The organism is Streptomyces sp. NPDC044921 (genome assembly GCF_056432865.1).
The window spans coordinates 161309-184695 of record NZ_JBWKIF010000007.1 but is presented as its reverse complement, the minus strand read 5'-3'; the positions used below and the strand labels follow the sequence as shown (position 1 = coordinate 184695).

Sequence of the window (23387 nt, the reverse complement as noted above, 5' to 3'; positions counted from 1 at the left end):
TGCGGCGGCGTCAGGGGCCGGCCGGGGCACCCGGCCGGCCGCTCCCCCGTGCCCGGGGGGCTGGGCAACTCCCGTCGGGGACAGGCCAGTCGGTGACTGGAAAGGGCGAGATCGAATTTGCGAACCGCCGATCTCTTGTTACCGTTCCTGTAGCCCGGTTGCTGGTGCATCCCCCGTCGCCAGCAACCGGGTCTTTTCGTGGGCCCGGCCCTTCACCGTACGCGGTGGCGCGTCAACTGCCCGTCTGCGTGGGCTGGTTGCTCCCAGCCCGCAGCAGCAGCGGCCCGTGTCCGGCCCGCCGGGCGAACTCCGCGACCGCCGTGTGCGCCGCCGGTTCGCCTCCCGCGGGCTCCCGGGGCGTCTCGCAGCTACCCGGTTCGTCCCCGGCGCCGACGGCACAGGTGATCCGCACGGTCCGGTCCCCGGGTCCCATCAGGGTGAGTGCGGCGTGGAGCGCGTCGCCGGTGGCGTTGCGGTAGTAGGTCCGCGCCCAGGTCCGCGTGCCCTGCGCCATCACGCAGGTCTGCGCCTCGACTCCGTCCGGTGAGGAGAGTTCGGGACCGCAGCGCACGGCGATCGGCAGGCCCCGGTCCGGCGTGGACGGGCGCGGAGCGGCGGACGACGTCCCGGGCGAGGTGCCGTGGGGCGGCGAGGAGCGCTGCCCGACGCGTTCCGCGCCGGAGGCGGACGTACCGCTCGCCGCATCCGCGGCGCGCTCGGACCGCACGGCCCCCGCCGCCACCACCGCCAGCGGCAGGGCGACCGCGCACGCCAGCCCGGCACCCGCGAGGACGAACCATCGGGTCTTACGGGGGTCCCGGCGGCGGCCCCGGGAATGACACGGCATGGCCCCGGAACTTAACGCGCCGGGGCGTGTGCGGCGCCCGGCGCGCCCGGCGGCCCTAGAACTCGGGCGCGCTCACACCCGTACGAGTGAGGGCCTCGACCACGGCGTCGACCACGGCCTCGACATCGGGCACCCACGGGGAGGCGGAGCCGGGCAGGGGCGCCCGCTCCCAGCGGACCTCGCCCTGGCCCGTCCCGGAGGGCGGCAGGGCCAGGTAGCCGCCCTCGCCGTGGAAGCGGAGGGAGCCGGGCACGAAGTCCTTGGCGTAGAGCAGTTCGCCGAGCTGCGCCATGGAGTACGGCTTGACGAGGATCGCCCAGCGGGTGGGCGAGGCGACGACCGGGCCGAGGCGCATGCCCGTGCGGTCGAGCGCTTCGAGGGCGCGGGCGGCCGGCAGGGCCGGCAGGGAGACCGCGCAGGGGGCCTTGCCCCCGGTGGCCAGGACGATCGGCGCCGTCGGCCGGTTGCTCCACCACCAGCGGATCATGCGCCCGTCGGTGGTGGCCGCGAGGAGGCCGGGGTCGAAGGGGTGGGCGCCGGGCACCGTGCAGTCGGGGTCGGGGCAGCTGCAGCGGGAGCGCCCCCGCGGGTCCGCCGCCACGCCCGGGAGTACGGGCCACTGCCATTCCGTCGCGTAGGTCAGGGCCGCGCCGATCAGCTCAGGCCTCCCGTCACTGCGCTGGGACAGGAGCCTGCGTCGCCTTCCGAGGATCTCGCGCATGAGCGCTCGTTCCTTTCCGTTGCACGCCTGGCAACACCGTGGTCCACATCACAACATGTGTCGATCACTTCACTGTGCGTACCTGTTGGCGCATCACACCCCTGCTTGAAGCAAGGGGAACCCCTATGGGTCGAGCAGGGGCTGCCTCCGCGGCCGTCCCGCCCATACTGCGTCTATCAAAAGCACGGGCGTGGCGTAGGGGTGGCGAAGTATGGCGTTTGCCGTCGCGCGTATTTCTCTCCGCCTCCGCCACGGGAGGATGGGGCACGGTCGTCGGTGGTTAGGACGCCCGGTTCCGTCACCAGGTTCCGGGTGGTTCCCAACCACCCCTGGCCTTCACCGAGTACGTACCCATCACGACCGTTGTGACGCTCCGTCGAGCAAGCCCAGTCGACCGCAATAAGCCGTCCCCTGCGGCAGTTTTAAGCCAACTTTGCATTTACGCAAGAGGAAGGCAAGTTGTTCTCTCGAACCTCACGGACACCAGGAATCCCGGCAGGACAATGCTGGACATCTCCTCACGAGTGCGTGTACATGTGGAGACACTGCTGGCGGCGCAGAATGACATGGGGGTTTGCGATGCTTTTGAGCAGTACGCGCCGGTCGGAAGGCCGGACGCCATGAACGCCCCGCACCCAGCGAAAGTGGCTGGAATCGATCCAACGGTTCCGGCCCCCGCACACACTGTCCCGCCCGTCGCGGGTACCTCCCCGGCCGCCCCGGCAAACCCTCCCGCCCCACCCGGCGCCGTGCTCCAGGACCGTCTCGCCGGCTGGGTGTCCGACCTCACCACACTGCACGAGCTGACCGAACGCCTCGCCCGCACGACCGCACTGGAGGAGGCGCTGAACGAGATGCTGCGCGCCGGTGCCGCCCTCGTCGGCGCGCGCCGCGGCCTGGTCGTCCTGGAACCGGGCGACGGCCTCGGCCCGGACACCACCGTCGGCCTGGGCCTGGCCCGCGCCGACCTCGGCCACATCGAGACCGTGCCGCGCAGCGCCCTGTCCCACGGACGGATCCTCGACGGACTGCCGGGCGGCGAGGACGCGATCGCCGAACCCGACCTCTTCGCCGAGGAGAAGCTCGACCCCCGGCACCGCGAGGTCGCGGCTCGCCTCGGCTACGCCGCCAGCTACGCCCTCCCCCTGACCCCCGAGGCCACCGGCCGCCTCGGCGCCGCCGTCTGGCTCTACGACGAACCCGCCGAGCCCAGCGAACGCCAGGGGCACCTCGCCGGCCTGTACGCCCGGTACGCCGCCGAGCACCTCGCCCGGCTCCTCGAACTGGAGCGCACGCGCGCGTCCATGGCGACCATCGCCGACGAGCTGCTGCCCTCCCGGCTGCCGCGGGTGGCCGGTGTCCAGCTCGCCGCCCGGCACCGCACCGGCCCGCGCGGCGGCGGCGACTGGTACGACGCGCTGCCGCTGCCCGACGCCGCCCTCGGCCTCGCCGTCGGCTCCGTCACCGGGGCGGGCCCCAGCGCGGTGGCCGCGATGGGCCGGCTGCGGGCGTCCCTGCGCGCCTACGCCGTGATGGAGGGCGAGGACCCGGTCGCGGTCCTGTCCGACCTGGAGCTGCTGCTGCGGCTGACCGAGCCGGCCCGCTCGGCGACCGCCCTGTTCGGCTACTGCGAACCGGCCGCCCGCAAGATCACGCTGGCCGGCGCCGGGCACAGCCCGCCCCTGCTGATCGGGCAGCGCCGCACGGAGTTCGTGGAGACCTCCGTCTCCGCCCCGCTCGGCATGCTCGCCTGCTGGGAGGCGCCCAGCGTGGAGATCCTCGCCGAGCCCGGAGAGACGGTTCTGCTCTACACGGACGGGCTGCTGCACCGCACCGGCGAGGCCACGGACCGGGCCTTCGCCCGGCTGCACGCGGCCGCGGCCGGGGTGCCGCGGGCACTGCGGAGCGACCCGGGCGCCCTCGCCGACCACGTCCTGCGCAGCGTGCTGCCGGACGGGCTGGACGCGGCGGACGGCGCCGAGGACGTGGTGCTGCTGGCGGCCCGCTTCGAGTAACGCTCCTCGTCACCGGCCCGGGCGCCCTTCCCCTCCGCCGTACAGTGGACGGTGGTCCAGTGGCGTATCGAGGAGGATGACCGTGGCCGAGGAGCTCACACCGGCGACCCCGGACGAGAGCGAAGAGCCGATCAAGCAGCGGAAGAACGGACTGTACCCCGGCGTGTCCGACGAGCTGGCCGAGAACATGAAGAGCGGCTGGGCCGACACCGAGCTGCGCGACCTCGAGCCCATCCCCCAGGCCGCGGAGACCGCCGCCCGCCGGGCCGCGCTGTCCGCGCGCTTCCCGGGCGAGCGCCTGGTGATCCCCGCGGGCAACCTCAAGACCCGCTCGAACGACACCGAGTACCCCTTCCGCGCGTCCGTCGAGTACGCCTGGCTCACGGGCAACCAGACCGAGGACGGCGTCCTGGTCCTGGAGCCCAAGGGCGAGGGCCACGAGGCGACGATCTACCTCCTGCCGCGCTCCGACCGCGACAACGGCGAGTTCTGGCTCGACGGCCAGGGCGAGCTGTGGGTCGGGCGCCGGCACTCCCTCACCGAGGCCGAGAAGCTCTACGGCATCCCCGCCTCCGACGTGCGCGAGCTGCCCGGGAAGCTGCGCGAGGCCACCGGCCCGGTCCGGGTCGTGCGCGGCCACGACGCCGGCATCGAGGCCGCCCTGACCGACAAGGTCACCGCCGAGCGCGACGAGGAGCTGCGGGTCTTCCTCTCCGAGGCACGCCTGGTCAAGGACTCCTTCGAGATCGGCGAGCTGCAGAAGGCGGTCGACTCGACCGTGCGCGGCTTCGAGGACGTCGTGAAGGTCCTCGACAAGGCCCAGGCGACCTCCGAGCGCTACATCGAGGGCACGTTCTTCCTGCGCGCCCGCGTCGAGGGCAACGACGTCGGCTACGGCACGATCGCCGCCGCCGGCCCGCACGCGTGCACGCTGCACTGGGTGCGCAACGACGGCCCCGTCCGCCCGGGCGATCTGCTGCTGCTCGACGCGGGCGTGGAGACGCACACGTACTACACGGCCGACGTCACGCGCACCCTGCCGGTCAACGGCCGGTTCAGCGAGATCCAGCGCAAGATCTACGACGCGGTGTACGAGGCCCAGGAAGCCGGGATCGCGGCGGTGAAGCCCGGCGCGAAGTACCGGGACTTCCACGACGCGGCACAGCGGGTGCTGGCCGAGAAGCTCGTGGAGTGGGGGCTCGTCGAGGGCCCGGTCGAGCGGGTGCTGGAGCTGGGGCTGCAGCGGCGGTGGACGCTGCACGGCACGGGTCACATGCTGGGCATGGACGTGCACGACTGCGCCGCCGCGCGGACCGAGACGTACGTCGACGGTGTCCTGGAGCCGGGCATGTGCCTGACGGTGGAGCCGGGGCTGTACTTCCAGGCCGACGATCTGACGGTGCCCGAGGAGTACCGGGGGATCGGCGTGCGGATCGAGGACGACATCCTCGTGACGGAGGACGGCAACCGGAACCTCAGCGCCGCGCTGCCGCGGCGCTCCGACGAGGTCGAGGCGTGGATGGCCGCGCTCAAGGGCTGAGTCCCGTGGGTGCGCGGGCGTCCGGCAACAGGGCGCCCGCGCCCCCGGCCGCTCAAAAACCAGCAGGTCAGCGCACGTTGACGTGTGAGATCATGGCCGACCTTGCCGGGCCGACTCGGGGAACGGGCGCGATCACCATGAAGAACGTTCAGACGGCGCTGACCATGCAGGACGCCATCCTCACCCTGCAGAAGTACTGGAGCGACAACGGCTGCATGATCACGCAGCCGCTGAACACCGAGGTCGGAGCCGGTACGGCCAACCCGGCCACGGCCCTGCGGGTGCTCGGTCCGGAGCCGTGGAGCGTCGCCTACGTGGAGCCCAGCGTGCGGCCGGACGACTCCCGCTACGGCGAGAACCCCAACCGGCTGCAGACCCACACCCAGTTCCAGGTGATCCTCAAGCCCGACCCGGGCAACCCGCAGGAGCTGTACCTCGGCAGCCTCCGGGCGCTGGGCGTCGACCTGAACGCGCACGACGTGCGGTTCGTCGAGGACAACTGGGCCTCCCCCGCGCTCGGCGCCTGGGGGCTGGGCTGGGAGGTCTGGCTGGACGGCATGGAGATCACCCAGTTCACCTACTTCCAGCAGGTCGGCGGTGTCGCGCTGGACCCGGTGTCGGTGGAGATCACGTACGGCCTGGAACGCATCCTGATGAACCTCCAGGGCGTGTCCCACTTCAAGGACATCGCGTACGCGCCGGGCATCACCTACGGCGAGGTGTTCGGCCAGAACGAGTACGAGATGAGCCGGTACTACCTCGACGACGCCGACCTCGGCACCAACCAGCGGCTGTTCGACGCGTACGCGGCCGAGGCGCGGCGGCTGCTGGACCTGGAGCTGCCCGTACCGGCGTACCTGTACGTGCTCAAGTGCAGCCACACCTTCAACGTGCTCGACGCGCGCGGCGCGATCAGCACCACCGAGCGGGCCAAGGCGTTCGCGCTGATGCGCGGCCTGACCCACGAGTCGGCCAAGCTGTGGGAGCGGCGGCGGGCGGCGCTGGAGCACCCGCTCGGGGTGGCGCCCGCGCCCGCCCCGGCCGTACGGGCCCCGCTGCCGAAGGTGCCCGGCGTCGAGACGCTGCTGTTCGAGATCGGCGTGGAGGAACTGCCCTACGCCGAGGTCGTCGCCACCACCGAGGCGGTGCGCGCGTCCGTCACCGCCAAGCTCGCCGAGACACGGCTGGGACACGGGGCGATCACCGTGATGGCCACGCCGCGCCGGATCGTGATCACCGTCGACGGCGTGCAGCCGCGCGAGCGGGACACCGTGCGGACCGTGCGCGGCCCCAAGGTCGCCGCCGCCTACAAGGACGGCGCCCCCACGCCCGCGCTGCTGGGCTTCGCCCGCAGTCAGGGCGCCGAGCCGTCCGACGTACGCGTCGTGGAGGCCAACGGGACCGAGTACGTGGCGCTCACCCGGCACGAGTCCGGGCGGCCGGCCGTCGAGGTGCTCAGCGACCTGCTGGCCGAGGTGGTGTCCGGGCTGCGCGCCGGGCGAAACATGCGGTGGAGCGACCCGGGTCTGTCGTTCTCGCGCCCGGTGCGCTGGCTGCTGGCGCTGCTGGGGCGTACCCCCCTGCCCGTGGTGGTCTCCTCGCTCTCCTCGGGCGACACGACGCGGGTGCAGCGGCAGGCGCCCTACCCGGAGGTACGGGTGACCTCCGCCGAGGGCTATCCGCACTTCCTGCACATGCACGGCATCCTGCTGGACCGGGAGGCGCGGCGCGGGGCGGTCGTGCGCGGGGCCGTGGAGGCGGCGGCCGAGGTGGGCGGGCGGATCGACGTGGAGGGCCAGGCCGGGCTGATCGACGAGATCACCGACATCCTGGAGTTCCCCTACGCCGTGCGGGGGTCGTTCGACGAGCGCTATCTCGAACTGCCCGCCAGCGTCCTGACCACCGTGATGCGCAAGCACCAGCGCTACCTGCCCGTGCTGGACGGCGACCGCCTCATGCCGTACTTCGTCACCTTCGCCAACGCCCTGTGCGACGACGACGTGGTGCGCGCGGGCAACGAGGCGGTGCTGCGGGCCCGGTACGAGGACGCCGCGTTCTTCTGGCGGGCGGATCTGAAGGTGGCGCCGGAGGAGTTCCGCCGCCGGCTGGACAAGCTGACCTTCGAGGACCGGCTCGGCACGGTCGCCGACCGCGCCGGGCGGCTCGGCTCCCTCGCCCTGGACCTGGCCGGACGCGCCGGGCTTCCGGAGGAGACGGTGGAGGTCGTGCGGCGGGCCGGCGCGCTGGCCAAGTTCGACCTGGCCTCGCAGATGGTGATCGAGTTCTCGGGTCTCGCCGGGGTGATGGCCGAGGAGTACGCCCGCCGGGCCGGAGAGTCCCCCGAGGTCGCCCGGGCCCTGGCCGAGATGGAGATGCCGCGCTCCGCCGGGGGAGCCCTGCCCGCCGGGGACGCGGGTGCCGTGCTTTCGCTCGCCGACCGGTTCGACCTGGTGACGGGCATGTTCGTGATCGGGGCGGCGCCGACCGGGAGCTCCGATCCCTACGGGGTGCGCCGGGCCGCGATCGGGCTGCTCAACGTGTTGCGCAGTGTGCCGGCCGTGGCCGGGATCCGGGTGGGTGACGGACTGCGCGCCGCGGCCGTGCGGTACGCCGCGCAGGGGGTGGCGGTGCCCGCCGACCGGGTCGCCGAGGCCGCCGAACTGATCACCCGGCGGTACGAGCAGCAGCTCACGGACGCCGGGCACGAGCACCGGCTGGTGCAGGCCGTGCTGGTGTGGGCCGACCGGCCCGCGCACGGCGACCGGACGCTCGCCACGCTGGAGCGGCACGTGGGCAGCGAGGCGTTCGAGGCGCTCGCCGCCGCGTTCCAGCGAGTGGTGCGGATCCTGCCCGAGGGCGGCGTCGACGCGGCGGATCCGTCCCTGCTGACCGCGCCGGCCGAGCTGCGCCTCGCCGAGAGCGTGCGCACCGTGCGTCAGGCCCTGGAGGGCCGCGAGGACGATCTCGGCGCTCTGATCGAAGTCTCCGCGCCCCTGGTCGAGGCGATCGGCGCGTTCTTCGACGAGGTGCTGGTGATGGACCCGGATCCGGCACTGCGCGCGGCCCGGCTGGCGCTGCTGACGGAGGTGGCCCGGCTGGCGCGGACGACGCTGGACTGGGGGGCGCTGTAGGGCGAACCCGGGCGGTGAGGCCTCTGCTTCACGGGCGGTGTTTCACGTGAAACACCGCCTCCGGGGCAGGCAGTGTCCTACCCCTCTCAGGCCCTCTCAGGCCCTCCCTCATGTCAGACCGCCATCAGCGGAGCGTCCTCGCGCCACTTGAGGACCTTGTCGAAGCTCACCACGGCTCCGCCCCGGCCCGGCTTGTTGCCGATGTGGACGTGGTCGGCGAGCTCCTCGATGAGGCACAGGCCCCTGCCGTTCTCGGCGTCGGTGTGCGCCGGACGGATCGCGGGACGGGGTCGGCCGGCGGGGGCCGCGGGGAACCCCGGGCCGGCGTCGGCGACCTCGATACGGCACTTCTCGCCGTCGAGGTAGGCGGTGACCCGGTAGGCCTCCGAACCGGGGCCGCCGTGCCCCGTGTCCCCACCGTGCTCCACGGCGTTCGCACAGGCTTCGCTGAGGGCGACGGAGAGGTCGTAGGAGATGTCGGGGTCCACGCCCGCGGTCTCCATCGTGCCGATCAGCAGGCGGCGGGCGAGCGGCACGCTCGCGGCCTCGCGCCGCAGATGGAGTGACCACCAGATGCTCATGCTCCAGCCTCCTGGCCGCGGCTCGACATACCGTTACGTATTGCCCTCAGCCCCCGCGTGTAAGCGTGGAGTTGACGTGATACCGCCCATACGGTGGATGCGCGCTGGTCCTGATCGGTGTATGTGGGGGCGTACGTCGGCGTAGCGGGGAGCGGGGACCGGCGCATCCGGGGCGCGCCGGACCAGCGTGACGTTCCGGTCGTACGGCATCTTGTGGACCTGCCGCACGGGACCCGCGGGGCCAGTGCGATGATGAGCCCGCCATGCTTGCCCCCCACATGCCCACGACGCGCTCCGGAGCCACGCTCCGGATCCTGCGGGCCGCGGTGTTCGCCGCGGTCTGCGTCGTGCTGGCCGGGGCAGGTCACACACTGGCCTCCTGCGACGGCGTCCCGCTGTGGACGCTGGGCGCCGGATTCCTCGGCGTGGCCGCGGTCGCCGTCCCGCTCGCCGGGCGCTCCCGCACGCTGCCGGGCATCGCCGCCCTCCTCGCGGTCGGCCAGACCGTACTGCACACGCTGTTCGGTCTGGGCCAGCACGGCACGGCCGCCACCACCGCACCGGGGCCGACCGGCCCGAGCGACGCCGCTCTGGTCGAGCAGGCCGCGCGGTTCGTGTGCGGCACGACGGCGGCGGCCATCAGCCCGGCGCAGGCCCACAGGATCCTCACCGACGCCCGGGTCCAGCCGCCCGCGGGGACGCACGCACACCTGGCCTCGGACACCGTGTCCGGGGCGGCGGTCTCCCTGTGGCCGTCCCTGCCGATGCTGCTGGGACACGTCCTCGCGGCGCTCGCCGCCGGCTGGCTGCTGCGCCGCGGTGACCTGGCGGTGCTGCGCCTGACCGAACTGTCGGCGCAGGGCGTCGCCGAAGGGGCGCTCATGCGCTCGCTGCGGGCCGCGCTCGCGCTGGTCCGCGCCCTGCGCGCCGGGCTCCCCGGAGCACCCGAGGCGGGTCCGCGCCCGGGGCACGCCGCGCGGCCCGAGCCCCCGATGCCCCGCACCACCGCACTCCAGCACACGGTGATCCGCCGCGGCCCGCCCGCGGCGTCCGCTTCCGCAGCCGCACTCGCCCTCGCCGCCTGACGCGACGCGACCACCACGCTCCGCCGTCCCGGACCACCGGCTCTTCGAGCCGCAGGCTCCCGGACGCCCCGGAGGGGGGCCGCCGTCGTGCGGCACGCGCGTGTGCGCGATCCCCCTTCCTCATCCCGACTCACAGCGGAGTGCTTCCTTCCATGAAGGCTTCCCGTATCGCCGCGGCCGGTGCCGCCGCCGGTCTCACCGTCCTCGCCCTGTCCGCCCCCGCCTTCGCGCACGTCACCGTGCAGCCCGAGGGCACGGCCGCCAAGGGCGGCTACGCGGTCGTCGACTTCAAGGTGCCCAACGAGCGCGACGACGCCTCCACCACCAAGCTCGAGGTCACCTTCCCGACCGACCACCCCCTGGCCTCCGTCATGCCGGAGCCGATGCCCGGCTGGAAGATCGAGGTCACCAAGTCCAAGCTGGACAAGCCGCTGGAGATGCACGGCGAGAAGATCACCGAGGCGGTCTCCAAGGTCACCTGGACCGCCGACGGCAAGGGCATCGAGCCCGGCTACTTCGAGAAGTTCCCGCTCTCCGTCGGCCAGCTGCCCGAGGACACCGACCAGCTGGTCTTCAAGGCCCTGCAGACGTACTCCAACAAGGAGGTCGTCCGCTGGATCGAGGTGCCGCAGGAGGGCCAGGAGGAGCCCGACAACCCGGCCCCCGTGCTGGAGCTGTCCGCGGCCTCCGAGGACGGGCACCACGACGCGGCGGCCGGTGAGGACGACGACGCCGAGTCGGCCGAGAAGGCCTCCGCCGAGACCGCCGCGGACGACTCCGACTCCTCCGGCGGCACGGACACCACCGCCCGCGTGCTGGGCATCGTCGGCATCGTCGTCGGCGCGGCGGGCGTCGCCTACGGCGTGCTCGCCGGGCGTCGGCGCAGCAACGCCTGACGCCGCTTCCCCGCACGGCGCGCGCCGTGGGCACGCCCCGGCCCACGGGGCACCCCGGCGCGCGCCGCGCCACCGACATCTGGGACATTTTTCTATGCGCACCAAGACCTTCGCCGCGGCCGCACTGCTCGCCGCCGCCTCCCTGACCCTGACCGCCTGCGGCAGCGGCGACGACAGCGACAAGCCCGTCGCCGTGGTGTCGGAGGAGTCCGGCTCCGACCAGGCCGCCACGGTCCTCGACAAGCCCTTCGAGAAGCCCGACCTGGTCCTCACCGACACGCAGGGCAAGACGTACGACCTCCGCGAGCAGACCGCGGGCAAGCCGACGCTGATCTACTTCGGCTACACGCACTGCCCCGACGTCTGCCCGCTGACGATGAACAACATCGCCGTCGCCGCCAAGCAGCTGCCCAAGGCCGCACAGGACGACCTGCGCGTGGTGTTCGTCACCACCGACCCCGAACGCGACACCCCGGCCGAGCTCGGCAAGTGGCTCAAGGGCATCGACTCCCGGTTCGTGGGCCTCACCGGCGACTTCGCCACCGTCCAGGCCGGCGCCCGCACCCTCGGCATCTCCATCGACCCGCCGCGCAAGGACAAGAACGGCAAGGTCGTCTCCGAGCACGGCACCCAGGTCATCGCCTTCTCACCGAAGACCGACGGCGGTTACGTGCTCTACGGCGAGGACGCCACCGTCCAGGACTACACCAAGGACCTGCCCAAGATCGTCAAGGGGGAGAACCCGTGAGGCGGCGGCTCGGCCCGGCGGCCCTCGTCATAGCGGGGGCGCTGGCCCTCGCGGGCTGCTCGGACAGCGACGGCGGCCCGGACGAGGGGGCGGATCTCTCGGTCGGCTCCGCGTACATGCCGCAGCCGGTCTCCGAGGAGATGGCGGCCGGCTTCCTCACCATCACCAACAAGGGCGGTGCCGCCGACGAGCTGACCTCGGTCAGCAGCGACATCGCCGGCCGGGTCTCCGTGCACGAGACCACCGGCGGAGCCATGCGGGAGGTCGAGGGCCTGAAGATCCCCGCCCACGGGCGCCTGGTGCTCAGGACCGGCGGCGACCACCTGATGTTCGAGCAGCTCAAGCGCAAGCCGAGGGAAGGCCAGACCGTCTCCGTCGAGCTGCGCTTCGCCCACTCCGACCCCGTCGAGGTGAAGATGCCGGTGAAGGCCGCGACCTACACCCCGACGACCGGACACTGACGGAGGGACCCCTGTGACCCCGACCATCGCCCCCCGCGTCCGGACCCTGGTGCTGCTGCTCCTGGCCGCGGTCTGCGCCCTGCTCGCCGGGGCCGGCCCGGTCTCCGCGCACGCCGCGGTGACCGGCAGCGACCCCGCGCAGGGGGCGGTGGTCGACCAGGCCCCGTCCCGGATCTCGCTCACCTTCTCCGAGCAGGTCGCGCTCTCCGGCGACTCGCTGCGCGTGCTCGACCCCGACGGCAAGCGCGTCGACACGGGCCGGCCGTCCAACGTCGGCGGCACGACGTACGCCGTGCGCCTGAACCCGGACCTGTCCGACGGCACCTACACGGTGGCCTACCAGGTCGTCTCGGCGGACAGCCACCCCGTCGCCGGGGCCTACACCTTCTCCATCGGCGCCCCCTCCAAGACGACCGTGGCGGTGTCGGGGCAGGGGACCGACGACGGGGTCGTCGGCTGGCTGTACGGCTTCGGGCGCTACGTGTCGTACGCCGGGTTCATCGTGATGGCCGGCGGCGCCGCCTTCGTGCTCGCCTGCTGGCCGCGCGGCTGCGGGGTGCGGCCGGTGCAGCGGTTCGTCGTCTCCGGGTGGCTGGCGCTCACCGCCGCGACCCTCGCCCTGCTCCTGCTGCGCGGTTCCTTCACCGGCTCCGGGAAGGTCTCCGACATCTTCGACCTGTCCCTGCTGGGGCAGGTGCTGCAGACCAAGACCGGCGCGGCCCTGGTGTCCCGGCTGCTGCTGCTCGCCGCCGCCGCGCTGTTCATCGCCGTGCTGTTCGGGGCGTACGACAAGCGTGAGGACGCCGAGGAGAAGCGGGACCTGACCTTCGGGCTCGCCATCGGCGGCGTCGTCGTGGCCGCGGGTCTCGCCGCGAGCTGGGCCATGTCCGAGCACGCCTCGGTCGGGCTCCAGGCGGGCATCGCCATGCCGGTCGACGTCCTCCACCTGCTGGCCGTCGCCGCCTGGCTCGGCGGCCTCGGCGCGCTCCTGGTCGCCCTGTACCGGGCACCCGCCGACGCGCCCGTCGACGCGCCGGCCGTCCACCGCTTCTCCCGGATCGCCTTCGGCAGCGTGCTCGCGCTGATCGCGACCGGGACGTACCAGTCGTGGCGCCAGCTCGGCTCCTGGTCGGCCTTCACCGACACCCGCTACGGGCAGCTCCTCCTGGCGAAGATCGTCCTCGTCGGCGTCCTCGTCGGCGTCGCGTGGATCTCGCGCCGGTGGACCGGCCGGCTGGCGCAGGCGGCTCCGGCCGCGGCGGAGCGGGAGAAGGTGCGGGCCGGGGCGGGCGCCTCCGGTGACACCGACACCGACACCGACGGGGACGGCGACTCCCGCGCCGGCACGGGGGCCCGCACCGGCAGCGGCACCGGCACCGGCACCGGCACCGGCACCGATGAGGAACCTCCTGCCGAGGGGTCCCGTGCCGAAGGTCCCCGTACCGAGGAGTCCGCCGCCGCACCCGCCGACGCCGAGCGCGCCGCCCAGCTCGCCCGGCAGCGGGCCGCCCGGGAAGCCGCCCGGCAGAAGCGGCTGCGGGACGCCGATCCCCACCGCTTCGGGCTGCGCCGCTCGGTGCTGGCGGAGACCGGCATCGCGGTCGTCCTGCTCGCCGTCACCACCGTGCTCACACAGACCGAACCGGGGCGTACGGAGCAGGAGGCCAAGGCGGCCGCCTCGTCGTCGTCCTCCGCCTCCGCCGACGCGGGGACCTCCGGAGCGCTCACCCTGAACATGCCCTTCGACACCGGCGGCCGGGACGGCAAGGGCGTCGTCACCGTCGACCTCGACCCCGCCCGCGTGGGCGGCAACGAGATGCACCTCTACGTGGAGCGGCCCAACGGCCGTGCCTTCGACATCCCGGAGGTCAAGGTCGAGTTCACCCTCAAGGCCAAGGACATCGGGCCCCTGCCCGTCGTCCCCGACCACCTCGCTACCGGACACTGGTCGGCGAACGGAGTGCAGATCCCCATGGCCGGCGACTGGCAGGTCGACGTGACCGTGCGGACCTCCGAGATCGACGAGGTGACCGTCACCAAGAACGCGCAGATCGGCTGAACGACCATGCCTGACCAGTCCATCCCCCAGGCCCGCACCCCCGAGGCCGCCCCGGAGAACACCGAAGCGGCCGCCCCCCGCGAGGGCATCTCCCGGCGGCGGCTGCTCGGCACCGCCGGTGCCACCGGGCTGGTGCTCGGCACGGCGGGTGCCGCCGCGGGATACGCCGCCGCACCCTCCGAGGCGGCCGTCCCCCTCACCTCGCTCGGCACCGACCGGGCGATGTTTCACGGGAAACATCAGCCCGGCATCACCGACGGCCTCCAGGCTCGCGGTCACCTCGTCGCCTTCGACCTGGCGGCGGGCGCCGGCCGCAAGGAGGCAGCCGCCCTGCTCCGCCGCTGGTCGGAGACGGCCCGACGGCTGATGGCAGGGGAACCCAGCGCCCACGGCGACACCGACGTGGCCCGCGACGCCGGCCCCTCCTCGCTGACGTTCACCTTCGGCTTCGGGCACAGTTTCTTCTCCCGGACGGGCCTGGAGAAGCAGCGGCCGGTCGCGCTGGACCCGCTGCCGGAGTTCTCCTCCGACCGCCTCGACAAGAACCGCAGCAACGGCGACCTGTGGGTCCAGATCGGCGCCAACGACGCCCTGGTCGCCTTCCACGCCCTGCGCGCGATCCAGAAGGACGCGGGCGGGGCCGCCCGGGTGCGGTGGCAGATGAACGGCTTCAACCGCTCGCCCGGCGCGACCACCCACCCCATGACCGCCCGCAACCTCATGGGCCAGATCGACGGCACCCGGAACCCGAAGCCGGGCGAGCCCGACTTCGACGAGCGGATCTTCGTCCCGGAGAACGGCGAACCGGCCTGGATGGCGAACGGCTCCTACGCCGTCGTCCGGCGGATCCGCATGCTCCTGGACGACTGGGAGAGGCTTTCCGTCAAGGCGCAGGAGCAGGTCATCGGGCGCCGCAAGTCCGACGGGGCGGCGCTGTCCGGCGGCACCGAGACGACGGAGATGGACCTGGAGAAGACGGACGCCGAGGGCAACCTCGTCGTCCCGATCAACGCCCACGCGCGCATCACCCGGCCCGACCAGAACGGTGGTGCCGCGATGCTCCGCCGCCCCTTCTCCTTCCACGACGGCATCGACCCCGACGGGGTGCCCGACGCGGGCCTGCTGTTCATCTGCTGGCAGGCCGATCCGCTGCGCGGCTTCGTGCCGGTGCAGCGCAAGCTCGACCGGGGCGACGCGCTGTCGCCGTTCATCCGGCACGAGTCGAGCGGGCTGTTCGCGGTGCCCGGCGGGGCGGCGGAGGGCGAGTACGTGGGGCAGCGGTTGCTGGAGGGGTGAGCGTGCGGCCGTGTGCGGGAATGCGGGGGATAGCGCTTCCGCGAGCCCATTAGGGTGAGGTCATGCCAGCGAGCTATGCGTATCTCGGCCCCGAGGGCACCTTCACCGAAGTCGCCCTGCGCACGCTTCCCGAGGCCGCCACCAGGGAGCTCATCCCGTACGTGTCCGTCCAGTCCGCGCTCGACGCGGTGCGCGCCGGGGAGGCCGAGGCCGCGTTCGTGCCGATCGAGAACTCCGTCGAGGGCGGCATCACCACCACCCTGGACGAGCTCGTCGCGGGCGCCCCGCTGATGATCTATCGCGAGGTGCTGCTCTCCATCACCTTCGCGCTGCTCGTCCGCCCCGGCACGACGCTGTCGGACATCAAGACCGTCTCCGCGCACCCGGCCGCCCAGCCGCAGGTGCGCAACTGGCTGAGGAAGCACCTGCCGGACGCGCACTGGGAGTCGGCCGCCTCGAACGCGGACGCCGCCCGGCTGGTCCAGGAGGGCCAGTACGACGCCGCGTTCGCCGGGGAGTTCGCGGCCGCCCGCTACGGCCTCCAGGCCCTGGAGACCGGCATCCACGACGCCGAGAACGCCCAGACGCGGTTCGTGCTGGTCGGCCGGCCCGCCCGGCCCGCCGCCCCGACCGGCGCGGACAAGACCTCCGTGGTGCTGTGGCAGCGCGACGACCACCCCGGCGGCCTGCGCGACCTGCTCGGCGAGTTCGCCACCCGCGGCATCAACCTGATGCTGCTCCAGTCGCGGCCGACCGGCGCCGGCATCGGCAACTACTGCTTCTGCATCGACGCCGAGGGTCACATTTCCGACCGCCGGGTGGCCGAGGCCCTGATGGGACTGAAGCGGATCTGCCTCCAGGTGCGCTACCTGGGTTCCTATCCGCGCGCCGACGTGCGGCCGGAGGAGGTCCGGCAGCCGCGGCCGGGGACCTCGGACGAGGAGTTCGTGGCGGCGGCCGACTGGGTCGCGCGGTGCCAGGACGGCCGTTTCTAGGCCGGTCCTACCTGCTGATAGTCGTTATCCACAGAAGTTATCCACAGGTCCGCTTCTCGACCTGGGGACAAGTCGACAACGAACCGTGAGTCAGTCGACAAATCGCCCTGCGGACCCTTGATGTGTCCATCGGCGGGCAGGTCACCCTTCGTCCACCGTTTCCCCTTGCGTAACCCTTTGGGGTGACCCCTTTCCACTCGAAAGTGAGGGTAGAGGGGGTTTGCGGTGGGAATTCTCAGGGACGGCCCGGCTTTCCGGAGTGATCAATTCCGGAGTCCACAGATCTTCCACACAGGCTGTGGATAACTCTTCGGCGGGTGTGGATCGCTGTGGACAACCGAACCCCAAGTCCCGCTCTCCGCAAGGGATTCGAGTCAATGCGCCGCCCGCCGACTGCCTCGTTCCGGGGAGAGGCGCCCCCTTTATTGACACTGTGCGCAATTCACCCATAACAGTACGTAAGACACCACGGGAAGAGTGAGTCGTGGGCGGTCATCCCACACCGGTAGCCTGGGGCGCGTGATTGACCTTCGCCTGCTCCGTGAGGACCCCGACCGTGTGCGCGCGTCCCAGCGCGCCCGTGGAGAGGACGTCGCGCTCGTCGACTCCCTCCTGTCTGCCGACGAGCGGCGCAGGTCGTCCGGCGTCCGCTTCGACGAGCTGCGCGCCGAGCAGAAGGCGCTCGGCAAGCTGATCCCCAAGGCGTCCGGGGACGAGAAGGCCGAGCTGCTGAAGAAGGCGAGCCAGCTCGCCGCCGACGTCAAGGCCGCCGACGCGGAACGCGACGCCGCGGCCGCCGAGACCCAGGAGCTGCTCCAGAAGCTCGGCAACCTCGTCCACCCGGACGTGCCCGTGGGCGGCGAGGAGGACTTCGTCACGCTGGAGACGCACGGCACGATCCGCGACTTCCCCGCCGAGGGCTTCGAGCCCCGGGACCACCTGGAGCTCGGCCACCTCCTCGGCGCGATCGACGTCGAGCGCGGCGCCAAGGTCTCCGGCTCCCGCTTCTACTTCCTGACGGGTGTGGGCGCCCTGCTGGAACTGGCCCTGGTGAACGCGGCGATGGCCCAGGCCACGGCGGCCGGCTTCACGCCGATGCTGACCCCGGCCCTGGTCCGTCCCCAGTCCATGGCGGGCACGGGCTTCCTCGGCCAGGCCGCCCAGGACGTCTACCACCTCCCGGACGACGACCTGTACCTGGTCGGCACCTCCGAGGTCGCGCTCGCGGCGTACCACATGGACGAGATCCTCGACGCCGACCGCCTCCCGCTGCGCTACGCGGGCTTCTCGCCCTGCTTCCGCCGTGAGGCCGGCTCGCACGGCAAGGACACCCGGGGCATCTTCCGCGTGCACCAGTTCGACAAGGTCGAGATGTTCTCCTACGTCACGCCCGAGGACTCGCAGGCCGAGCACCAGCGGCTGCTGGAGTGGGAGAAGCAGTGGCTGACCTCGCTGGAGCTGCCGTTCCGGGTCATCGACGTCGCCTCCGCCGACCTCGGCTCCTCGGCCGCCCGCAAGTTCGACTGCGAGGCGTGGATCCCGACCCAGGGCAAGTACCGCGAGCTGACCTCGACCTCGGACTGCACCGAGTTCCAGTCCCGCCGGCTGTCGATCCGCGTCCGTGAGGGCAAGCAGGTCCGCCCGCTGGCCACGCTCAACGGCACGCTCTGCGCCGTCCCGCGCACGATCGTGGCGATCCTGGAGAACCACCAGCAGGCCGACGGCTCAGTCCGCGTGCCCGAGGTGCTGCGTCCGTACCTGGGCGGCCGGGAGGTCCTGGAACCGGTGGCCACGTGAGCGGCACGGCCCGCTCGGGCGGCTTCCCGTACAAGCTCGTCGCCACCGACCTCGACGGCACGCTGCTGCGCTCCGACGACTCGGTGTCGCAGCGCACCCGTGACGCGCTCGCCGCCGCCACCGCGGCGGGCGCGGCGCACATCGTCGTCACCGGCCGCGCCGTTCCCTGGACCCGGCACATCCTCGACGACCTCGGTTACGAGGGCCTGGCCGTCTGCGGCCAGGGCGCCCAGGTGTACGACGCCGGCACCCGGCGCCTGCTGACCTCGGTCACGCTGGACCGGCAGCTCGCCGGGGTGGCCCTGGCCAAGATCGAGGCGGAGGTCGGCCCGCTGTACCTGGCGGCGAGCCGCGACGGCCTGGACGGCGAGGTACTGGTGGGCCCGGGTTACGCGGCGCACGGCAACCTGCCCGCCACCCCTTTCACGGACGCGTCGGACCTGTGGACCGCGCCCCTGAACAAGCTGTACATCCAGCACCCGACCCTGTCGGACGACGAGCTGTGCCAGGCGGCCACCCGGACCGCCGGCGGTTTCGTCACCGTCACGATGGCGGGCCCGGGCATCGTCGAGCTCCTCCCGTTGGGCCTGTCCAAGGCCACCGGCCTGTCGCTGGCGGCCCGCCGGCTCAAACTGAAGGCGGCCGACACGATCGCCTTCGGCGACATGCCCAACGACATACCGATGTTCGCCTGGGCCTCCTACGGGGTCGCCATGGCCGACGCCCACGAGGAGCTGAAGGCGGTGGCCGACGAGGTGACGTCCTCCAACGAGGAGGACGGGATCGCGGTGGTGCTGGAGCGGATGCTGGGCTGAACCTTCGTGTCGCGTGTGCGGCGGAGGATGCACGGATCGAACGTGCGCGGGCCTTCCAGCCCGACCATGGCTTAGCAAGCCAGTGCCTTACCACTCGGCCAATCCTCCGGGTGGGCGGCCCACGCGAGGTGCGGTTCGCGTGCTCGAAGCGGCCGCCCCGGGCAGCTCCCCGTGCGGGGCAGGCTCTACGGAGGGGTAGCGACTACTCCGGAGCCCGCCGCGGGCTGCCCTGAAGGGAGCTGGACGTACTGCCGTGCAGGGACATCGTCCGGCTCCTCTCCCGGAACGGGGCGCCGGGCTCCTCGCCCGGCGGGGACACGTCCACTTTGCCCGCCGGGCGAAAAGGGCGCCACCGATTAAAAGGGCGCCACCGATTGCATCGACAGGCGGACGGGGGCCCGTCCGCCGGCTCCGGACGGGCCGGGCAGGGCCGCGCCGCGCCCGGTCAGCGCTTGCGCCACCAGCGCCGCCGGGCCTTGCTGAAGAACCAGCCCGCGGGCGGCTCGTCGGAGCGCCAGGGCTGCGGCTGGGGTTCCTCACGGCGCCAGCGCGCGGCCAGCATCCGGGCCCGGGCCGACGGCTCGGAGGTCCCGGCCGAGCGTATGAAGTCGTCGTCCAGGACGAGGTCGTCCCAGGCGTCGTCTCCCGATCCGGGACCCGACTGCCCGCGGTCGCCGTACTGAGCCCTCTCGCCCGCCATGCGTGTCCCTCCCAGCCGTCCGGCTCCCGTGCGGTAGCCCTGCGCACCGTCTCCCGTGCGGTGGCCCTATGTCCCGTTCGCCCAGTGTGCCCCGGCAGAGGTGAAGCCCCCGTCAAGGCCGGGGCACGTCACTCCTCGCCGGCCAGCGTGAGCGAGCGCAGCTTCTGGCCCGCGTACCAGGTGGCCAGCACCGTGACGGCGACCAGCAGCACCGTCGCCGTGGTCAGGCCCACGTCCGACGTCACCAGCTCCCCGCCGGCCACCTTCTGGGCCACCGCCAGCGACCACTGCTGGACGCTCAGCGTGCGCGCGCCCGGCACCAGGGAGCCGAATAGGGCCTCCCAGACCAGCGCGTAGACGAGGCCGAACACCACGGCGTGCCGCGAGACCGTGCCGAGCAGCAGGAACAGGGCCGCGTAGGCGATGGACGCGACCAGCGCCGCCACCGTGTAGGCCACGGCGATCTGCTGGCCGTTGCCGTTGAGGACGAACCCGGCGATCAGGGTCGGCACCGCGGAGAACACCATCGTCACCGCGACGGCGACGATCAGCTTGGTGAAGATGATGGTCGGCCGCTTGATCGGCTTGGACAGCAGGTACACCACCGAGCCGTCGTCGATCTCCGGGCCGATGGCGCCGGTACCGGCGATGACGCCGATGATCGGCACCATCGTGGCCAGGGCGAGGCCGCCCAGCAGGTCGGACGCCGTCTGGTCGTCCGCTCCGGCCAGGGCGCGCACCGCCACGGCGATCACGATCAGCAGCAGCGGCAGCGCGCCGAGGATGAGGGCCCGGCGCCGGCCGAGCAGGGCCCGGTAGGTGAGCCGGGCGACTGTGGGGTCGTACATCAGGGCCTCCTACGCCGCGACCAGGTACGAGAAGACGGACTCGAGGGACTCGTCGGACGGCGAGACCGTGAGCAGCCGGATGCCGTGGTCCCTGGCGACCCTGGGCAGCAGCGCGGTGAAGCGGCCGAAGTCGACGGCCTGGATGCGCAGCGCGCCCTCGGCGTGGTCGACCTCGATGCCGGAGGTGGACGGGTCGGCGATCAGCGCGGCCGCGAGGGCGCGGTCGTCGCTGGAGCGCACCAGGTAGCGGTGCGGCCGGTCGGTCATCAGGCGGCGGATCTTGCGGAAGTCGCCGCTGGCCGCGTGCCGCCCGGCGACGACGACCTCGATGTGCCAGGCGAGCTGCTCGACCTCTTCGAGGATGTGGGAGGAGAACAGCACCGTGCGGCCCTCGTCGCCCATGCGGCGCAGCAGGTCCATCAGCTGCATGCGCTGGCGCGGGTCCATGCCGTTGAAGGGCTCGTCGAGCAGGAGCAGCGACGGGTCGTGCACGAGCGCGGAGGCCATCTTCACGCGCTGGCGCATGCCCTTGGAGTACGTCTGGATCTTGCGGTCCTGCGCGTACTCCATCTCGACCGTGGCAAGCGCCTTCTGTGCCGCCTTGGCGCCCAGGCCGTGCAGCTCGGCGTTGGCGAGGACGAACTCCCTGCCGGTGAGGAAGTCGTACATCGCCTCCCGTTCGGGGACGACGCCGATGTGCCGGTAGATCTGCTCGTTGCGCCAGACCGGCTGACCGTCGAGGGTGACCGTGCCGGTGGAGGGGGCGAGGAAGCCGCCCATCATGTTGATGAGGGTGGACTTCCCGGCGCCGTTGGGGCCGAGCAGGCCCGTGACGCCGGGGCCGATGGTCATGGTGATGTCGTTGACGGCGACCACGTTGCCGAACCAGCGGGAGACGTGGTCGATGGAGAGCGTGGTCACAGTCCCACCTTCTTGTAGCGGCGCATCAGGAGGCCGTAGCTCGCCGCGATCAGGCCGAGGGCGACGAGGACGAAGACGACGCCCTCGGCGCTGCTCGGGCCCACCCCGCCGGGGAAGGCCGAGGTCGCGCCCAGGAACGCCGACTGCACGCCGTCGACGATGGTGATCGGCGAGAAGAGCCCGATCCACGGCACGGCATCGGCGCTGCCCTGCGCGTCGGCGATGGCCTGGAGGGTGGAGACCGCGCCGTAGGTGATGGTCAGCACGGCGATCACGGCCGCGATGCCGAACCCGCGGCGCGGAGTGAAGGACGCGATGACCAGGCCGATGCCGGCGAAGAGCAGGGAGAGCAGTGCCACGGAGACCAGTCCCTGTGCGAATCCCTTGGTCTGGTCGGCGAAGTCCAGCTTGGCCAGCAGGGCGCCGACGTAGAGCACGAGCAGGGGAGCGGCCGTGAGGACGAACAGCGCCGAGGCCAGTGCCGCGAACTTGGCGCGGACGTAGTCGGCGGTCTCGATCGGCCGCGAGAAGTACAGGGGCACCGTCTTGAAGCGCAGGTCGCGCGAGACGGACTGGGGTGCCTGCGAGGCGACGTACAGGCTGATGACCGCCTGCATGACGATCGCGTAGCGCGTGTAGTCCAGGGGCAGTTCCTTGGCCTTGGTGGCGACCGCGACGGCGACCATGATGGCCGCGGGCACGCACATCACCACGAACAGCAGCATCGGCAGGACCTTGGACTTCACCGAGCGGCCGAGGCCGTAGGCGCCGCGCAGTGACTGCGAGTACAGGGAGCGGCGGGCGTAGGCCCGGCCCAGGCGCGGGCCGTCGTAGCTGCGGTAGCCGATGTTGTGGATGCGGGTCTGGTCACCCGGCGCCGGGGCGGATGTCCCCGTGGAGTGCTCAACCGCCATGGCCGACCGCCTCCTTCCGCTGCTCGTTGCGGTCACTGGCCGTGAAGACCTCGGAGATGTGGTGCCGGCGCTGCTCCATGCGCACCAGGCCCAGGCCGAGGTCGGCGATCACGTCTCTGACCAGGTCGTACGTCTCCTCGCCCCGCGCGGTCAGGTGCAGGACGTGGCCCGCGCCGGGCAGGCCGCTGCCGTCCTCGACGCTCACCCCGCGCGCGAGCAGCGCCTCGCGGACCGCCCGGGTGCCGTCGGGGTGCTCGTCGGTGTCGGTGACCTCGATCGCCAGGGTCGTGGTGATCTGGGTGAAGTCCGTGGTGGAGCTGGAGCGCAGGAGCTTGCCGCCGTCGATGACGACGACGTGGTCGCAGGTGCGCTCCAGCTCGCCCAGCAGGTGTGAGGTGACCAGGACCGAGATGCCGAAGTCGGTGTGGATGCGGCGGATCAGGCCGAGCATCTCGTCGCGGCCGACCGGGTCGAGGCCGTTGGTCGGCTCGTCGAGGAAGACCAGCTGCGGGTCGTGGACCAGGGCCTGCGCGAGTTTCACGCGCTGCTTCATGCCGGTCGAGTAGCCGCCGATGGGGCGGTAGCGCTCCTCGTACAGGCCGACGTGGCGCAGGGTGTCGGCCGTGCGCTCGCGTGCGGCCGTGGGCGGCAGGCCGGACATGCGCGCCATGTGGACGACGAACTCGGTGGCCGAGACGTCCGGCGGCAGGCAGTCGTGCTCGGGCATGTACCCGACCCGCTCGCGGATGGCGGCGCCCTTGGTGGCGACGTCCAGGCCGAGCACCTCGGCACGGCCCTCGGTGGCGGGGGACAGACCCAGCAGGATCTTGATCAGTGTGGACTTGCCGGCCCCGTTGGCTCCGACGAGTCCGGTCACACCGGGCCCGACGTCCACGGAGAGCCGGTCAAGCGCGGTCACCCGGGGGAACCGCTTGCTCAGGCTTTCGGTCGCGATCACAGTCACGCTTCGACGGTAGGGGCCGTGCGCGTGGCGGTCGTCACTCCGCAGAGCTGTCT

General features: G+C 72.4%; 20 protein-coding genes and 1 tRNA gene. 12 read left to right on the top strand and 9 right to left on the bottom strand.

The window, feature by feature from the left end:
• Positions 1-232 precede the first annotated feature (232 nt).
• A complete protein-coding gene (locus tag AC07DA_RS13555) occupies positions 233-847 on the bottom strand; it encodes a hypothetical protein (RefSeq protein ID WP_479127589.1) in 615 nt (204 codons plus the stop codon).
• A gap of 55 nt (positions 848-902) precedes the next feature.
• Positions 903-1568: a bifunctional DNA primase/polymerase gene (locus AC07DA_RS13550; RefSeq protein WP_479127587.1), complete on the bottom strand. Its 666-nt coding sequence runs from the start codon at positions 1566-1568 to the stop codon at positions 903-905.
• A gap of 503 nt (positions 1569-2071) precedes the next feature.
• On the opposite strand from AC07DA_RS13550, the gene AC07DA_RS13545 reads away from it, so the two are divergent.
• The 3 genes from AC07DA_RS13545 (at position 2072) to AC07DA_RS13535 (ending at position 8254) form a co-directional block, all read left to right on the top strand.
• Entirely contained in the window at positions 2072-3583 is a 1512-nt protein-coding gene (locus AC07DA_RS13545; protein ID WP_479127585.1) for a PP2C family protein-serine/threonine phosphatase, read from the top strand.
• A gap of 76 nt (positions 3584-3659) precedes the next feature.
• Entirely contained in the window at positions 3660-5123 is a 1464-nt protein-coding gene (locus tag AC07DA_RS13540) for an aminopeptidase P family protein (RefSeq protein ID WP_479127583.1), read from the top strand.
• A 137-nt stretch (positions 5124-5260) separates the two neighbouring features.
• Positions 5261-8254 carry a glycine--tRNA ligase gene (locus AC07DA_RS13535; RefSeq protein WP_479127581.1) on the top strand — a complete coding sequence of 998 codons (2994 nt, stop codon included), beginning with the start codon at positions 5261-5263 and terminating at the stop codon, positions 8252-8254.
• Between the two features lie 113 nt (positions 8255-8367).
• Here the strand turns inward: AC07DA_RS13535 and AC07DA_RS13530 are convergent, their stop codons facing one another.
• Entirely contained in the window at positions 8368-8835 is a 468-nt protein-coding gene (locus AC07DA_RS13530; RefSeq protein WP_479127579.1) for an ATP-binding protein, read from the bottom strand.
• 263 nt (positions 8836-9098) lie between these two features.
• Between AC07DA_RS13530 and AC07DA_RS13525 the strand changes: the two genes are divergently transcribed.
• From AC07DA_RS13525 to AC07DA_RS13485, 9 genes are all read left to right on the top strand, one after another.
• Positions 9099-9920, top strand: coding sequence for a hypothetical protein (locus tag AC07DA_RS13525; RefSeq protein ID WP_479127577.1), 822 nt, complete (start codon positions 9099-9101; stop codon positions 9918-9920).
• A gap of 152 nt (positions 9921-10072) precedes the next feature.
• Complete coding sequence (locus AC07DA_RS13520; protein WP_479127575.1) at positions 10073-10816, top strand: YcnI family copper-binding membrane protein; 744 nt, start codon at positions 10073-10075, stop codon at positions 10814-10816.
• A gap of 94 nt (positions 10817-10910) precedes the next feature.
• A complete protein-coding gene (locus AC07DA_RS13515) occupies positions 10911-11564 on the top strand; it encodes an SCO family protein (RefSeq protein WP_479127573.1) in 654 nt (217 codons plus the stop codon).
• Positions 11561-12025, top strand: a complete 465-nt coding sequence (locus AC07DA_RS13510) for a copper chaperone PCu(A)C (protein ID WP_479127571.1) — start codon at positions 11561-11563, stop codon at positions 12023-12025. Before AC07DA_RS13515 ends, AC07DA_RS13510 begins: the two co-directional genes overlap by 4 nt.
• A gap of 13 nt (positions 12026-12038) precedes the next feature.
• Positions 12039-14084, top strand: a complete 2046-nt coding sequence (locus AC07DA_RS13505) for a copper resistance CopC/CopD family protein (RefSeq protein ID WP_479127569.1) — start codon at positions 12039-12041, stop codon at positions 14082-14084.
• A gap of 6 nt (positions 14085-14090) precedes the next feature.
• Positions 14091-15380, top strand: a complete 1290-nt coding sequence (gene efeB, locus AC07DA_RS13500; RefSeq protein WP_479127567.1) for an iron uptake transporter deferrochelatase/peroxidase subunit — start codon at positions 14091-14093, stop codon at positions 15378-15380.
• Between the two features lie 62 nt (positions 15381-15442).
• Entirely contained in the window at positions 15443-16375 is a 933-nt protein-coding gene (gene pheA / locus AC07DA_RS13495; protein WP_479127565.1) for a prephenate dehydratase, read from the top strand.
• Positions 16376-16894: 519 nt separating this feature from the next.
• Positions 16895-18172: a serine--tRNA ligase gene (gene serS / locus AC07DA_RS13490; protein ID WP_479127563.1), complete on the top strand. Its 1278-nt coding sequence runs from the start codon at positions 16895-16897 to the stop codon at positions 18170-18172.
• Positions 18169-18987 carry an HAD family hydrolase gene (locus AC07DA_RS13485; RefSeq protein ID WP_479127561.1) on the top strand — a complete coding sequence of 273 codons (819 nt, stop codon included), beginning with the start codon at positions 18169-18171 and terminating at the stop codon, positions 18985-18987. The genes serS and AC07DA_RS13485 overlap by 4 nt, the downstream gene beginning before the upstream one ends.
• 21 nt (positions 18988-19008) lie before the next feature.
• Here the strand turns inward: AC07DA_RS13485 and AC07DA_RS13480 are convergent.
• The 6 genes from AC07DA_RS13480 to AC07DA_RS13455 all read right to left on the bottom strand — a co-directional run bounded on the left by AC07DA_RS13480 (position 19009) and on the right by AC07DA_RS13455 (position 23328).
• Positions 19009-19095 (bottom strand) — tRNA-Ser (locus tag AC07DA_RS13480).
• Between the two features lie 337 nt (positions 19096-19432).
• Positions 19433-19687, bottom strand: coding sequence for an SGM_3592 family protein (locus AC07DA_RS13475; protein ID WP_479127559.1), 255 nt, complete (start codon positions 19685-19687; stop codon positions 19433-19435).
• 128 nt (positions 19688-19815) lie between these two features.
• On the bottom strand, positions 19816-20535 hold the full coding sequence (locus AC07DA_RS13470; RefSeq protein ID WP_479127557.1) for an ABC transporter permease subunit: 720 nt from the start codon (positions 20533-20535) through the stop codon (positions 19816-19818).
• A gap of 9 nt (positions 20536-20544) precedes the next feature.
• Positions 20545-21456 carry an ABC transporter ATP-binding protein gene (locus AC07DA_RS13465; RefSeq protein ID WP_479127555.1) on the bottom strand — a complete coding sequence of 304 codons (912 nt, stop codon included), beginning with the start codon at positions 21454-21456 and terminating at the stop codon, positions 20545-20547.
• Complete coding sequence (locus AC07DA_RS13460) at positions 21453-22370, bottom strand: ABC transporter permease (protein ID WP_479127552.1); 918 nt, start codon at positions 22368-22370, stop codon at positions 21453-21455. The genes AC07DA_RS13465 and AC07DA_RS13460 overlap by 4 nt, the downstream gene beginning before the upstream one ends.
• On the bottom strand, positions 22360-23328 hold the full coding sequence (locus tag AC07DA_RS13455) for an ABC transporter ATP-binding protein (protein ID WP_479127836.1): 969 nt from the start codon (positions 23326-23328) through the stop codon (positions 22360-22362). Before AC07DA_RS13455 ends, AC07DA_RS13460 begins: the two co-directional genes overlap by 11 nt.
• Positions 23329-23387 lie beyond the last annotated feature (59 nt).